This is a genomic window from Thermococcus sibiricus MM 739, assembly GCF_000022545.1.
GTDB classification, from domain to species: domain Archaea; phylum Methanobacteriota_B; class Thermococci; order Thermococcales; family Thermococcaceae; genus Thermococcus_A; species Thermococcus_A sibiricus.
This window is the reverse complement of the sequence record NC_012883.1, coordinates 1029020-1042663: the sequence shown is the minus strand read 5'-3', so window position 1 is coordinate 1042663 and position 13644 is coordinate 1029020. Positions and strand designations below refer to the sequence as shown.

The following is a 13644-nucleotide window of genomic DNA, read 5'->3' as shown; positions in this document are numbered from 1 at the left end:
TTTTAAAATTTCTTCATAAAACGCTGGGTTTTTAAACTCGAACTATTCTACTCTACCATATAATAAAGGAGGGTGAGAAAATGGACAAAGTTTATCTCACATGGTGGCAGGTGGATAGAGCTATATTTTCACTGGCTGACGTTTTAAGAAGGTACAATCCTGATACTATTGTAGGTATTTCTAGAGGGGGCTTAATCCCTGCAGTGAGACTCAGCCACATCCTTGGAGATGTTGATTTTAAGGTTATTGATGTTAAGTTTTATAAGGGAATCGATGAGAGAGCAGAAGAACCCAAAATAACGATCCCCATTCATGGGAGTTTGGAAGGGAAAAGAGTAGTTATAGTTGACGATGTTAGCGATACCGGAAAGACTCTTCAAGTTGTCATCGATGAAGTAAAGAAAAAAGGTGCAAAGGACATTAAAGTTGCTTGCCTTGCCATGAAACCTTGGACTTTAGTGGTACCGGATTTTTATGTATTTAGAACAGATAAATGGATAGTTTTTCCGTGGGAAGAATTCCCTGTGGTGGTTAGAGATGAGGGCATTTATAGCCGTTGAAATTAATGATGAAGTTAGAAAGAAATTAGTTGAGATTCAGGAGAAGATAGATAGGACGAAGTCTGCAAAAATCAAGTTTGTAGAACCAGAAAACATCCACATCACGTTGAAATTTTTGGGAGAGATAACCGAAGAACAGGCTGAAGATATTAAACGAATTCTTGAATCTATAGCAAAGAATCACAAAAAGCATGAAGTGAATGCAAAAGGAGTAGGAGTTTTCCCAAATTATAACTATGTGAGGGTCATCTGGGCTGGAGTGGATAACGATGAGGAGATAAAGAAGATGGCGGAAGAAATAGACAATGCCCTTTTCCAACTCGGGTTTAAACGAGAGAAGAATTTTGTCTCTCATATAACAATAGGTAGAGTAAAGTTCGTAAAAGACAAAGTGGGGCTCATGTTGGTATTAAAGGAGCTATCTAATGAAGAGTTTGGGAAGTTTAAAGTTGAGGCAATAGAACTTAAAAAGAGCACTCTTACACCAAAGGGTCCAATATATGAGACTCTTGCAAGATTTGAATTGCAAGATTAGGTGGAGTTTTGATGAAGCTGTTAGAGGAAGTTTTAGGAATGATAAAACCCTCCGAAGAAGAGAGGAGATTAATTAATGAAGTAATACGTGAAGTAGTAGATATTGCAAAAGCCGAAATAGAAAAAGTTGAGAGTGAGGTTACTCTTCATCTTGTGGGTTCAATAGCCAAAGATACTTATCTTTCTGGAGACCATGATATTGATCTTTTCTTAGCCTTTCCTCTTGATTATTCTCTAGAAGAATTAAGAAAAAGAGGATTGGAGCTTGCAAAAGCCATCGGGAACCATTTTGAAAATTATGAAGTTACTTATGCTGAGCATCCCTATGTAAGGGCCATCTATAAAGGTTTTGACGTTGACATTGTCCCGTGTTATAATGTGAAGAGCTGGAAAGAGGTTAGAACTGCTGTTGATAGATCAATACTTCATACAAAGTGGGTAATTGAGCATTTAAACGGCAGAAACGATGAAGTTAGGTTATTAAAGCGGTTTTTAAAAGGGATAAATGCTTATGGTAGTGAAGTTTATGTAAGAGGATTCTCGGGATATCTGACTGAGCTTTTGATAATAAAATATGGCTCTTTTTTGAAGTTAATGGAAAACATCGAATTTTTAGGGAAGATCAAAATAATAGACTTGGAAGGGTGGCTTAAGAAGGAACCAGAAATAGCGTACAAAACCATAGAAAGAGAAGGAGAAAAGCCATTGGTAGTTATAGATCCTGTAGATCCTAGAAGGAACGTTGCCTCTGCATTAAGTTGGGAAAAGTTTGGAGTGTTTTACTTTAAGGCAATGGAACTTAAAGAAAATCTAAAACTCGAGTTTTTCTTCCCGTCAAAAAAGAAAATTGGGGATTACAAAGTCTTGCTTAGAGAGAAAGGTACAAACTTAATTGTTATTCTCTTTCCAAAACCCGAGCTCGTAGACGATGTTCTCATTCCTCAGCTTGAGAGAAGTGCAAAAGGCCTCGAAAAAAGCTTGAAAAAAGAAGGCTTTGAAGTTTTTGATTTGAACTGGGGATATAAAGATAAAGCTTTCATCATGCTCGAGGTTGATAGGATAAACCGGCCAAGGACAAAACTAAAACTAGGCCCAGAATTTCTTACTAATAGAGCTTTAGATTTTTATGGAAAAAACCAGAAAGTATGGATAAGAGGGAAAAGACTTTATTCAGAGAAAGTTGTTGAAGAAGGAGTGGTGGAGGTCATTGAAAATCTCTTTGCTAAAGATCAGATTTCATTGGGTAAGAATATTAGAGAGAGCGTAAAAAATGCAGATATTTTAATAAACTTTGTGCCTCATGAACTAGAGGAAGAAGCATATCTCTTTTTAAGCAAAGAAAAGTGGAATGTAAAGGCCTAAACTCTGGCCCGATGTTCACACCACTTTTTATTCTCCCAATCGCCGTGCATCTCTCCGGAAATGTGTCCAGTGTCAGCTACAGCTTTCTTTAAGTCGTAAAGCACTTCTAAAGCCCCTTTTATGTCTTCAGGAAGATCTTCATTTCCAACATAAAGAGCACCTCTTGTTATCACATTGTAATCACAGTTTGGAACTTCGCTTTTCAGGCTGTCGAACCATGCTTTTTCTGTAGTTTCCCATCCTTCCAGTCCTGGCATTTTGAAGAGTTCATAATCGTAATAAAGCTGTGGGAAAGCAAGGAGTTTCATATATTCCAGGAAGAGATAGTTGGCTTTTTCGTACATGTTTTCTTCGATGTAGACCTTCATGAGTTCTATTAGAGCCTTGCTGATTGCGGAAACGTTTCCAAAGGTTACTCTTGTATCTATATTTTCCCAGAATCTAGGATCTGAATGGTTTGCTAGAAGCATTATGTAGTATATTCTTCCAAGTTTTAGAGCCAACGTTGGGTCGATGCCCTTTAGAGGTTCCATTACGTACTCAACTGTCGTATCCATTTCAAAGTACTCATAATGCTCTCTGAAAAATATCCTTGCATATCTTGTTAGAAATTCCTTTATATTCTCTATACTTGCCTCTGGGAGATATTTACGGACTAGGTCAATTACACCAAAGCGTATACTTCTGTTAAGCTCTCTGAACAGCTTTGTAAAGGCAAACTTCCAGAGTTGTGAAACTTTTCTATCTTTATAGATGCGATTAATTACTCTTCCGTCTTCCCTTCTCATACCAAGCCATCTTATGTCACTTGTTCTTCCATCGACACTTAAATCGTAATAATCGCTCCAGCTTGAGTAATCTTTGATATTGATTCTAAAGTACTCACTGCATTCTCCTTCTAGCTTTTGGAACTCTCCATTTTTCTTTTTTCTAATGAAATCCACCGCGTTGATTACTTCAACTTCTCTTTCTTCGAGTTTTGATATCCAGCTTAAGAACTTATCCAGTTGCTGTGGATTGCTTAATAAGGCTTCAAGGTCGCTCGCTAAGTAAACTAAGTAGGGGATACCAGAGTTCTCCTTGAAGACATCTACCTTTCCCTCTACAACGGCTCTTACAAGACCATTAGCGTCAAGTGTGTTAAATGCAAAAGCATCGCTCAGCTGGTGATCCCTTCCAAAGACGTAGACTATTTTGTCGTCACATTTGTAGGTGTTGCAAGAGAACTTTGCTTGGGGAAAGTGAAGACCAACGAACTGTCTCTCATCCAAGAGGAATAAAACCTCCCTTTGCGTGGATTCAGCAACAATTTTGGCGGTTTCCTTTGTTATAACATTTTCTGGAAGCCAGTACCCAACAACATTCTTATCTTTGATAAAAGGCTCATAAAAATCAAAAGAAATTTTTGCAAGGATCTCCTGTTCGAAAGTACTGAGATGAGGCATTATCGGATGAAAAGATGTTGTAGGAACAGGCTCGACTTTATTCATGAGCAGATCAACTATTTCTCCATATATCTTCGGCTTGTATCTGAGAATCATATAGAGAGTAAACGGCTCAAAATCGACGCTTACTGAGTGGGGCTTTAAGGATCCTAAAGCATCACTAGTATATTCATATGCTTTAATAACTGTTCTTGTCCAGTTTCTGGAATTTACTTCTATGTCTCTTATTTTCAAAGAAACAGGGCTTAAACGTTCTGAATACTTTATTGGATCCCATCCAGAACCATCGTGGATATATATAATATCACCTGGTTGATATCCATGAAAATGATAACCAAACTTCTGATACATTATACCACCTTAAAGGTTTAAAGGAGAGGGAGGTATTAAGATTTGCGGTGATTTTATGGAAAGGCTAAAATTATATCTGGAGCATATAAGTCGTAAAGCGGGTTATGCAGAAGAGCTTTATGGTGTTAGAATAAGGTATGTTCCCCTTGTGATTGAGGAAAGAACAATTGTATTTGACAGGCAGAACCAGAAAATAAAGGTTCTAGAGGAAGGTAGATATCTTTCTCCTGAAGAGATAGAAAGATTTGAAGAGAAAATCCTAGAAAATATCAAAAAAGGAGTTGTAGAGCTCTATCTAACGCTCACCTTTGGAGAAGACGTGGGTTTGGGAGAGAGTTAACCACCGTAAACTACCGAGAGTACCTTTAAAGTATCACCCTCTTTTAGTGGATGATTTTTCGAAACTTTCTTTTCATTCAGAATTAAATGGTGCTCTGATTCGCTTATTCTCAAGAGTTTAAGTATATCCCCAACGGTTGCTTCTTTTTCAATCTCTATTTCAACCTCTGCACCGTGTTTTAGAGCGAGCTCCCCATAGAGCCTAACCTTTATCTTCATTCTTAAGCTCCTCCAATAATTCCCTTAGCTTTGTGTATACCTCCTCGGGAGCTTCTTTTAAGGGTGAACTCTTTATTTTAGGTTTTTCTAAGCCTATAATTAGCTTTTCAAAGAACCTAATTGCATTCTCTAATGCTTCCTCTTCAGTTGCTCCAGGGAGGATGTCGTTATCAAAATAATACCACATATCTTTCCCCTTATCATATAAAGCTAGGCTCGGGAACCATTCTCCACATTCCCCTCCTATGCTAAGCTCAATCATGATTTTATCATTTTCAAGAAAGCCTTGTCTTAGTTTTTCACGCCACATTAATCTCACCAGAAAAGAATAGAAAAGAGAATTTAAAAATCTTCAGCATTTTTCAAATTCAACTTTTATTGGAGTTGGGTTTGATAAATTATCGCTAACTGGGCAGCGCTCTTCAACTTGTTCAAGCCACTTCTTAAGAGTCTCTTCGTCAGCATCGGTCTTTACTTTAATCTTGGCCGTAATCTCCTTGTAGCCTGCTCTTCCATTTTCCTGGCCAAGGAATTTTGCTGGATTAAAGACACCTTCAACCTCAACGCTTAAGTCCTCGATGTTTATCCCCATATCCTGGGCAACAAGGGTCGCGACTATGTTTATGCAGCCGGCAAGGGCGGCGAGGACGTACTCTATCGGGCTCGGGGCCTCCCCACCGAGCTTGTCCATCACCATCTCAAAATTCCCGGCCCTGACCTTCATCTTCATCGGGGAGAGCCTTTCCCCCACGACCTTCAGAACCATATCTTTGTACTCAGGCATAACATCACCGTTAAATTTTTGGGTATAGTGCTTTAAAAGATTCACCAAAACTAAAAGTTTAGAAAGAAACGTTAAATGTTCAAGTGTCTTTTGATTCTTTTGATTTCTTTCTTTGCCTCGCCAAGCCCAAGTTCTTCAAGAACCTCTTCCTTCGGAATGCCGTTTTCGTCGTAGCCAATCTCCTCATAGTACTGCTTCACTTTTGCTTTTATCTCTTCCTCGCTTGGTGCTTTTCCTCTCATGGGTCCACTTGGCAATGGTTCGTAGAACCTTGGGGGGTTATCGTCATCTTTTCTTGGATCCCAGTAAACATCCGGGCCCCCTAGGAGGAGAAGGATCCTTTGGAGATGTATTATTCTTCTTCCGATTTCATTCAGCCACTGTTCGGGACTTATGTTAAAACCAGTTACTGCGTTTCCAAACTCTAGGATATTCTCGAAGCCTGGTTGTGTGACGAAGAAACATATTACAGCTGAGTCATAGAAGGTGTTGACCATTTCGCCTTCATAACTTTTAGCTGGCAAGCCTGCTGTTGAAGTGTGATCCCCACCTTGAACTGAGACTGCATAACTGATATCTTTTGTGTAATCAAGCTCGCTTCTTATTCCATGTGCTCCGATACCTATTCCTTTCACGTGGACAGCGTATTTTGTGACATCTATTCCTTTTATTTTGGAAACTTTTAATGCGGCCCTATATGTCCCATCTGCTAATATCTCACCAATCTCTTCTTTATTGGCTATTAAGTGCAAAAGTTTTGCAAAAGCTTTTTCATCTCCCCAATTAAGTTCAAAACCAATATCATCTTTCGTTAGAATTCCTCTCTGGTAAAGTTCAGCCACAAATCCCAAAGTATTTCCGGCGTTTATACCATCTAGTCCGAGTTCATCCACAAGGTATGATAGATAAACGATTTTTTCTGGCTCGAATATTCCAAGATTACTCCCCATGTATGCTTGGAGCTCATAGTCAGGTGCATCTGTAATTGCTCCCTTGTATGGGCCGTAACGAAGGTATGAAATCTTCATACAATTAATCGGACATCCATAGTCGGCCCAGTATTTCTTTATCCAAGCTCTATCCTCGAAATTAACTACGCTTATCTCTTCGTTATTGTGATACTCTTCTTGCCAGTTTCTTATAGGTTCACTTGAGCGATCGTGGCCAACACTATAACCTCCAGCTCCAGTCCCCCATTCTCTAAATGTGGTTGATAAGAATGATTTTTTCCAAAACTCCCTTAAAAGGATCTTTACTTTCTCTTTATCATAAACTTCTGGAAGGGCTTTGCTTCCTTTTACGAGTATGGCTTTGAGATTCTTGCTTCCCATAACGGCTCCATAACCGCCATAGCCAGCCGCATGCATAAGTTTTGTCATTATGGCAGCAATACGCACTTGGTTCTCTCCAGCTCGTCCTATATACATCATTGCAGGCTCTTTTGGGATTCCTTTCAGCATTTCTTTCTTTTTTATCTCTTCGTGAACTTCTTTAAGAAGGGTTTTGTAGAGTTCAGTTCCTCCCATACCCCAGTATTTATTTGCATCCCTTATCTCCACGGTATCGTTGTGGACAAAAAGATATACGGGGCTTTTAGCTTTTCCCCGTATTATAACTCCATCATAGCCCGAAGTTTTAAGTTCCAAAGCGACTTCGCTGCTTAGTACACTCCCCACAACACCGTTGCTTTCTGGGGATTTGGAAATAACAGCAGTCTTCATTCCGGGATAATAACCAGTTAGAGGCCCACTTAGAATCAAGAGCAAGTTCTCCTCATCAAGAGGGTCAACAGTCTCCCATCTATCTCCGAGCTCTTTCCAGAGAAGGTAGGTACCTAACCCTCTGCCTCCATAGAACTTCTTAAGAATCTCTTCATCAAGTTTAGTTTCTTTTATTTTCTCCTTTGTTAAATTTATGTCAAGAAGCTTTCCGGTATAACCGTTCATTTTCATCACCTTAAAAATTCTTCTCCGTACATTTTTCTTGCAATCTCAAAGCTTTTCTCTATGGGCTCTTTTGCAAAGGTCTTGAAAACAGATCTGTAGTTTCCTTTAACTAGTTTTAGAGCATCATGACCGGCCTCATGACAGACTTCAACACACTTGGGTTCTCCTCCACAGAGATCACATATAACTACGCTCCCTTTGTCTGTTGGAATTCTCGGAACTTTTCCTGGACATGCTGTAATGCACGCACCACACTCTATACATTTCTCTTCATCAACAAGAACCGCGCCTGTTTTTTCATTTACACTTAAAGCATCCACCGGACAGGCTTTTACACATGGATAGTCGGGGCACTGAACACAAGTTTGAGGCACATTAACGCCAGGCAAGAGCTCAAAAACTCTTATCCTTGATGCTTCTGGCCAGATAATTCCTTCATGTTCTAAAGAGCATGTTATTTCACATAGCCTGCAGCCACTGCATTTATCAGGGGTTATTAAAATCCAAACTCTCTCGAAAGTTTCATGCTGGGGGGGTTGGGGTTCATTCTCACTCACAATATCACCAAAAATACTCTATGTTTTCTTTTTATATAAAGATTATGCAAATTAGAGCGTTCAAACTAATCTCTGAATGAAACATTTAAAAATCCTAATTCTTGTAAAAAGAGACATGAAAAAAGCAGAACTGGTCCTTCTAGGAATTACAGTCATATGGGGGCTTACCTTTCCGGTCATGAAGGTTAGTCTTGAATATCTCTCTCCAGTTCTTTTCTTGACATATCGCTTTGGCGTTGCTTCCCTTCTTATGTTACTATTTTTTGGTAGAACGGTTCTGAAAAAAGAAACACTTTTTGAGGGTTTTGTTTTAGGGTCTACTTTGTTTTTTGGACATGCCTCTCAAATCGTTGGGTTGAAGTATACCTCTGCATCGAATTCTGCATTTATAACCTCTCTCTACGTTGTTTTTACTCCTTTCGTGGCTTATGGGCTCCTTGGAGATAAGTTGAAGGGTAAGGATTTTCTATCTTTGGGTGCTGCTATAGTTGGTTTATATTTGATATCGGATGCAACACTCCACTTTAATTATGGGGATCTATTAACAGTTCTTTGTGCAATTTCATTTGCATTTCAGATAGTCTTGGTCCATAAGTTTAAGGAAAAGGATTATTTAAGCTTGGCATTCTGGCAAATATTCTGGAATTTTGTATTTTCATTGAGTTATGCCTTAATTGTAGAAGGATTCGCTTTCTCAAGAGAAACAGCCCCATTGGTTGGAATACTTTACACTGCAGTTTTAGCAACAGTAATTGGCTTTACTTTTCAGATAAAGTATCAAAAAGAAACAAAAGCCCATAAAGCAGCATTGATTTATTCAGCTGAACCTATATTTGGACATATTTCTTCATTTTTGACTATAGGGGAAGTGTTGAGTTTAAGAGGGTATCTAGGGGCAATATTAATTCTAGTTGCAATATGGAATGAAATAAGAGGGGATATTGGTTAAAAGCTAATCTGTAGACTTGTATCGGGGGAAGTTAGTGGTTTTTGTACTTTTAGGTTGGTTCCAATTTCCAGAACTTCTTTGGCCCTTTTGATATCCACTATCGTGTTTATACATCCTGTTCTTAGTAATGGAACAGCTTGGAGGGGAATCTTTAAGATGGAAAGTTTTTCACTGGCCTCGGCCAGCTCGGGCCAGCATGCTATTCCAATTGCTGCTTTTATTTCACCCCTTGGAACTTTCTCTTTGAGTACTTTCTTAACTAAACTTCCTCCAGGAACTATGTAAAAATGCTTGTAGCCGAGCTTTTCCCCGTATTCGATTATCTCACCTATAGCGCATTTCCCACATTTTGTGCATTCCCAACCATATTCGCCAAATTCAGCAGGGCATTCTTTTACATTCCTTAGACACTGTGGAATGAAAACGGCACGTTTTTCGATAGGTATTCTTGTGAAGTCCTCTTTGTATGCCTTATTTTTTATCTCGACGTAAATTTGATCGGTGAGTTCTTCATCCTCGCTTATTAGGGATAGGGCCATTCTAACTGCATTTCGTGTGCTTAGGTCGGACCCAATTGAGGCCAATTTTGCTATTATGTTTTCAATTCCCATTTTTTCACCTTTTGGAATGCACGGAATTTAAAGTTATAAACTTTTGGACTCATACAAGTATTCTCTTTAGGATTTGTAGTTCTCTTTCATCCCAAGCCTTTTCTTCAATCACTAATATAAGAGTTCCTTCATATGAAATCGTGAAATCTTTTAATGAAGCAAAGAATTTTGCCAATGATTCAAATCCATTGTATGCTTTTAGGTACTCCGGACAGTCTATAATAATAACTCCTCCAAATCCTTTGTTTTTGGCTTCTTTGAGGTATCTAACAGAGGTATCAATTATGAAAGCCAAGTTAGTGGGAGATACGGAGTTTCTTACCTCTGTAGTTGAGACGAAAAATGTATTCCATGTCTTTGGGGCCTTTAAGTCCCTAACAAATGCCAGCGCTGACACTTTTTCGAGCTTCTCTTTTATTGTAGTATATTCCAGAGGCTTGATTATCATCACTCCTGGCTTGAAGTAAATTTCCACAGAGGGTTTTTCAACCCTTATGAATTCCTCTGCAAAGACGAATTTTATCATAAAGTAGGCAGAGAGAACCGTAAATATCGACCCAAGGGCAAATCCGATCGGGGCAAACCACTCCACGAGCCTCAAAATTGGGAAGTCGAGCTGGTGAAGTCCATAAACGAAGAGAATGCCTCCCAGATAAAGAGCCTTATTGTTGTAAAATTCTCTAGCGGATAATATCATGAGTCCCGAGACTACGATAAAAAGGGCTGAAACTGCATAAGGCAGGCCTAGAAGGGCAAACCAATCAGAAGAATAGCCTATAACACCGATTAGAATCCCGTATAAGCTCGTTGCAACAGGAATTGCTGATAGTGTTTTCCAACACCAGCCTCTTATTTTCCCACTTACAATCTCATTTTCCTCTAGGAGGATGAGTGTTCCATAAAACAAGAATGTTGCCCAAAAGGCTCCTGATAGCGAAAGTATGTATATATTCCTACTTATGTCGGCAAATATCGAAGAAGCAGCGGCAACCCAAGAAAGAAACCAATAAAGGGCAGGTTCTCGTTTGTGTTTCCAGTAAGTATAGGCGAGAAATAAAGCTCCCACTATTTTTGCCGAAAGGCTGAGGGATTGGCCAAGGAGGAGCACCATTTGGTTCATTGCATTTCCCTTTTAGTATTATAGCTTAACTGTTATAATAACTTTTTGTCTCTTTGGCACTGTTTTTGAGTAGTGCATAATTTAGTGAAGATTTTCAACCTCTTCTTCCGGTCTCTTCAGCTTGGCCTTGAAGTGCCTCCCCTGTTCGTTCACTATGGTCACGATTTTTTCAATGTACTCCTCACTCAGCCAGGGCTCTTCCTCCGCTCTAAGTTGATCCTCAGGATCGATAATCTCATCGTCGTCAGCAAGCTCGAGAAGGACAAGGGCGGCGGGAAAGTTTTTAAATACACCATTCCCTTTCTTAATAAGGCCAAAATCCAGAGTGGTGGTTTTTCATGAGGGTCATAGGCGTTGATCCAGGGACAAAGAGCTTTGATGTTATCGGGCTTGAGGATGGGAGGATAAGGCTTGATCTAACTTTTCCAAGCGAGGTAGTTGCGGAAAAACCGGAGCAGATAGTTAAGGTGATAGAAAATTTCGATGCAAACCTTATAATCGGGCCCTCTGGCTATGGGGTCCCGCTAAAGCACATAAGCGAGCTGACGGATAAAGACCGCTTCGAGATGACGCTCGTGAGAGGGGAGGAGATGAAAAAAATTCCTGTTCTCATAGGGCTGCAGAAGATGGTAGATGAGATGGCAGAGAAGGACATGAACGTCTGGTTCATTCCGGGCGTTATTCACCTCCCGACGGTTCCGGAGTGGAGGAAGTACAATAAGATCGATATGGGAACAGCGGACAAGATGGCGATAACTGTGCTCGGCATATACGACCAGGCAAAGAGACTTGGCGTTGAGTATAACGATGTCTCTTTCGTCCTCCTCGAAGTTGGTTTTGGCTACAACTACGCTGGAGGTGTTAAGGGCGGGAAAATCGTTGACGGCATCGGGGGGACAATATTCCCCGGCCCGGCTTACGTGAACAGCGGTGCCCTCGACGGTGAGGTTGCTTACTTACTAGGGAAGGTGGAGAAGTGGCACCTTTTCTGGGGCGGGGCCACAGTGATAGCGGCCAACGAGATCCTCCCCCCAGAGGAGTTCGCCAAACGGCTCGATGAGGAGTCCTTCTCCAGAGCCTGGGAGGCGATGAAGGACGGTTTCATTAAGGCAGTCGCAGCTGAGCTAGCCATTGTACGCAACCCCAGAGAAATAGTCCTATCGGGCAGATTGATGCGCATAGAGGAGCTGAGAAAGGATGTCAAAGACACCTTTGAGGAGCTTTTTGGTCTTCCAGTCGTCAAGCAGAGGGGTCTTGAAGGTAAAGCTAAAGAGGCCGCTCAAGGAAGTGCGATAATAGCGGACGGCCTCGCTGGCGGGGAATTTAAAGAGCTCGTGGAGCACGTGGAGATAAGGAAGAGCAGGGGGAGCATTCTTGACTACGTGAAGTTCCCTCTGGGTCTCTGAATTAAGGCATCATTTGGTGTTTAGAGGAGGAAGGAAATATAAGCCACTCCTAAAAGGAAAAGAACTAACCCTGGGAGCAGCATCTCTCTGTAAACTTTACCCAGGTCTGCGTTGTAATATTCTGCAGAAAATACTAAACATAGGTGAATCGGGCTAAAGAGCATCCCCATATACCCGCTTAAGTAGGCAAGGGCTATCTTATCAAAGCTTGTGAAGAAAGGAAGCAAGAGGGGGAAGGCCATACCAACATAAGCAAAACTAATTCCCGTCATTAATCCTATCAAAAATGGAGTTAACGCTATTACAAGTACAACAGGTAGATTTAATTCTATGATTGTTTTGGGTAGGGCTTCAACAGCTCCGGTGACCTCTAGGAGCTTCTTGAAATACATAACGGAAAACAGGAGAAATATTATTTTTGGTTGAAGTGCATATTTCACGACTTCTTTATGGTTTATCTTATTAAAGTGAGGTATTAAAGCGGATAAGAATCCAATAAGGGCACCATAGACCATATCATAACCTAAAACAATGGAGACGAGGATTATTACCATAATGGGGTAGGTGCTTTTAAGAAATAGCTTTAATCCCTTTTTTGTATTTTTATTTTTATCTTCTTGTGATTTTATTGGTCGCAGGAAAAAAAGGTATCCAATTAAGACCATAACTAGTGTTAACAAAAACATTTTAGTGCTAAATTCTCTAACACTTATATCTAAAATGGCTGATGCGATTATTATCGCTTGATACATGGGCCAAGAGTGTTCCCAAATGTGCCTGAACCAGTAATTGATGATGGTTTTTCTCTCTGGTGAGACATTAAGTTTATCAGCGATGGTTTCTATCATAGGGGCAGAAACTAAGGCTCCAGCAGGCATTGGTAGTAATCCTATTAAAGCAGGAAGGGCGGCTAGAGAATATTTTTCATTTGGGAAAAGATCTTTTGTGGCCTTTTCCATTAGTTTTAGGTATCCTATTTGAGAAAAGATGCCAGTTAGAGCCGTTATAGAAACTATAATTATAATAAGCCGCATTGTAGACCATTCAGTTGAGGAAATATAAAGAGAAGTGAGAAGTTTTTTGGGACCTAAACCAAAAAGAACTCCCAAAAGGAGAGATCCTAGAAGTATTGATATCCCGATGTTTATCCTTAGTCTGATGAATCCGATGATAACTCCAAATGATACCAAAAGATAAAGGATCTCATTCATGCTTTTCACCGAGATATTAAAGTGTAGATGAGTATCTTAGCGAGGTTTATAAAATTATCTCCAGTTTTAACACCAAAGAGTTAATATTGAAGTTAAGGGGGAGGCCCGAAGAAGAGAGACTTACAGAAGCGAATACTTACGCTTGTTTTTCATTATTTGTTGTTAAGTTTTGGCAAAAGATTTATAAACAAAACCCCACAATTTTGACCGATGCCCATGAGGGGGGAGTGTTTTATCCTTTGCTTTGCAT

General features: G+C 40.0%; 16 protein-coding genes. 7 read left to right on the top strand and 9 right to left on the bottom strand.

Translation table 11 applies throughout. From position 1 onward, the window contains the following. The first annotated feature begins 80 nt into the window (after positions 1 to 80). Genes TSIB_RS05550 through cca form a run of 3 tightly spaced genes read left to right on the top strand, consistent with a single transcriptional unit; the run spans position 81 to position 2456 of the window. Entirely contained in the window at positions 81 to 560 is a 480-nt protein-coding gene (locus TSIB_RS05550; RefSeq protein ID WP_015849414.1) for a phosphoribosyltransferase, read from the top strand. Then, positions 538 to 1095, top strand: coding sequence for an RNA 2',3'-cyclic phosphodiesterase (gene thpR, locus TSIB_RS05545; RefSeq protein ID WP_015849413.1), 558 nt, complete (start codon positions 538 to 540; stop codon positions 1093 to 1095). The genes TSIB_RS05550 and thpR overlap by 23 nt, the downstream gene beginning before the upstream one ends. 11 nt (positions 1096 to 1106) lie before the next feature. Further along, the gene (cca, locus tag TSIB_RS05540) at positions 1107 to 2456 is read left to right on the top strand and encodes a CCA tRNA nucleotidyltransferase (protein WP_015849412.1); all 1350 of its coding nucleotides are present in this window, start codon (positions 1107 to 1109) and stop codon (positions 2454 to 2456) included. On the opposite strand, the gene TSIB_RS05535 is transcribed toward cca, so the two are convergent. Continuing rightward, positions 2453 to 4252 (bottom strand): polysaccharide deacetylase family protein, encoded by a 1800-nt coding sequence (locus tag TSIB_RS05535; protein WP_015849411.1) that lies wholly within the window; start codon positions 4250 to 4252, stop codon positions 2453 to 2455. The two genes, cca and TSIB_RS05535, sit on opposite strands and share 4 nt — an antisense overlap. A gap of 55 nt (positions 4253 to 4307) precedes the next feature. On the opposite strand from TSIB_RS05535, the gene TSIB_RS05530 reads away from it, so the two are divergent. Beyond that, positions 4308 to 4592, top strand: coding sequence for a hypothetical protein (locus TSIB_RS05530; RefSeq protein ID WP_015849410.1), 285 nt, complete (start codon positions 4308 to 4310; stop codon positions 4590 to 4592). Here the strand turns inward: TSIB_RS05530 and TSIB_RS05525 are convergent. The 5 genes from TSIB_RS05525 to TSIB_RS05505 form a co-directional block, all read right to left on the bottom strand. After that, positions 4589 to 4810, bottom strand: coding sequence for a MoaD/ThiS family protein (locus TSIB_RS05525; RefSeq protein ID WP_015849409.1), 222 nt, complete (start codon positions 4808 to 4810; stop codon positions 4589 to 4591). The genes TSIB_RS05530 and TSIB_RS05525 overlap by 4 nt on opposite strands. Beyond that, positions 4794 to 5120: a hypothetical protein gene (locus tag TSIB_RS05520; RefSeq protein WP_015849408.1), complete on the bottom strand. Its 327-nt coding sequence runs from the start codon at positions 5118 to 5120 to the stop codon at positions 4794 to 4796. Before TSIB_RS05520 ends, TSIB_RS05525 begins: the two co-directional genes overlap by 17 nt. Positions 5121 to 5162: 42 nt before the next feature. Further along, the gene (locus TSIB_RS05515) at positions 5163 to 5594 is read right to left on the bottom strand and encodes an OsmC family protein (protein WP_048160353.1); all 432 of its coding nucleotides are present in this window, start codon (positions 5592 to 5594) and stop codon (positions 5163 to 5165) included. A 71-nt stretch (positions 5595 to 5665) separates the two neighbouring features. Further along, the gene (locus TSIB_RS05510; protein ID WP_048160352.1) at positions 5666 to 7540 is read right to left on the bottom strand and encodes an aldehyde ferredoxin oxidoreductase family protein; all 1875 of its coding nucleotides are present in this window, start codon (positions 7538 to 7540) and stop codon (positions 5666 to 5668) included. Positions 7541 to 7545: 5 nt separating this feature from the next. Then, positions 7546 to 8097, bottom strand: coding sequence for a 4Fe-4S dicluster domain-containing protein (locus TSIB_RS05505; RefSeq protein WP_015849405.1), 552 nt, complete (start codon positions 8095 to 8097; stop codon positions 7546 to 7548). Between the two features lie 115 nt (positions 8098 to 8212). Here TSIB_RS05505 and TSIB_RS05500 point away from each other — a divergent pair, with 115 nt between their 5' ends. Then, complete coding sequence (locus TSIB_RS05500) at positions 8213 to 9046, top strand: DMT family transporter (protein WP_048160854.1); 834 nt, start codon at positions 8213 to 8215, stop codon at positions 9044 to 9046. On the opposite strand, the gene TSIB_RS05495 is transcribed toward TSIB_RS05500, so the two are convergent. Further along, positions 9043 to 9657, bottom strand: a complete 615-nt coding sequence (locus TSIB_RS05495) for a DUF116 domain-containing protein (protein WP_015849403.1) — start codon at positions 9655 to 9657, stop codon at positions 9043 to 9045. The two genes, TSIB_RS05500 and TSIB_RS05495, sit on opposite strands and share 4 nt — an antisense overlap. Positions 9658 to 9706: 49 nt before the next feature. Then, the gene (locus TSIB_RS05490) at positions 9707 to 10777 is read right to left on the bottom strand and encodes a DUF835 domain-containing protein (protein WP_148206175.1); all 1071 of its coding nucleotides are present in this window, start codon (positions 10775 to 10777) and stop codon (positions 9707 to 9709) included. A gap of 72 nt (positions 10778 to 10849) precedes the next feature. Between TSIB_RS05490 and TSIB_RS05485 the strand changes: the two genes are divergently transcribed. Both TSIB_RS05485 and TSIB_RS05480 read left to right on the top strand, forming a co-directional pair. Next, the gene (locus tag TSIB_RS05485; protein WP_148206174.1) at positions 10850 to 11119 is read left to right on the top strand and encodes a hypothetical protein; all 270 of its coding nucleotides are present in this window, start codon (positions 10850 to 10852) and stop codon (positions 11117 to 11119) included. Beyond that, on the top strand, positions 11116 to 12183 hold the full coding sequence (locus tag TSIB_RS05480; RefSeq protein WP_015849400.1) for a DUF1464 family protein: 1068 nt from the start codon (positions 11116 to 11118) through the stop codon (positions 12181 to 12183). Before TSIB_RS05485 ends, TSIB_RS05480 begins: the two co-directional genes overlap by 4 nt. A 20-nt stretch (positions 12184 to 12203) precedes the next feature. Here the strand turns inward: TSIB_RS05480 and TSIB_RS05475 are convergent, their stop codons facing one another. Continuing rightward, on the bottom strand, positions 12204 to 13394 hold the full coding sequence (locus TSIB_RS05475; protein ID WP_015849399.1) for a TIGR00529 family membrane protein: 1191 nt from the start codon (positions 13392 to 13394) through the stop codon (positions 12204 to 12206). Positions 13395 to 13644: the final 250 nt, after the last annotated feature.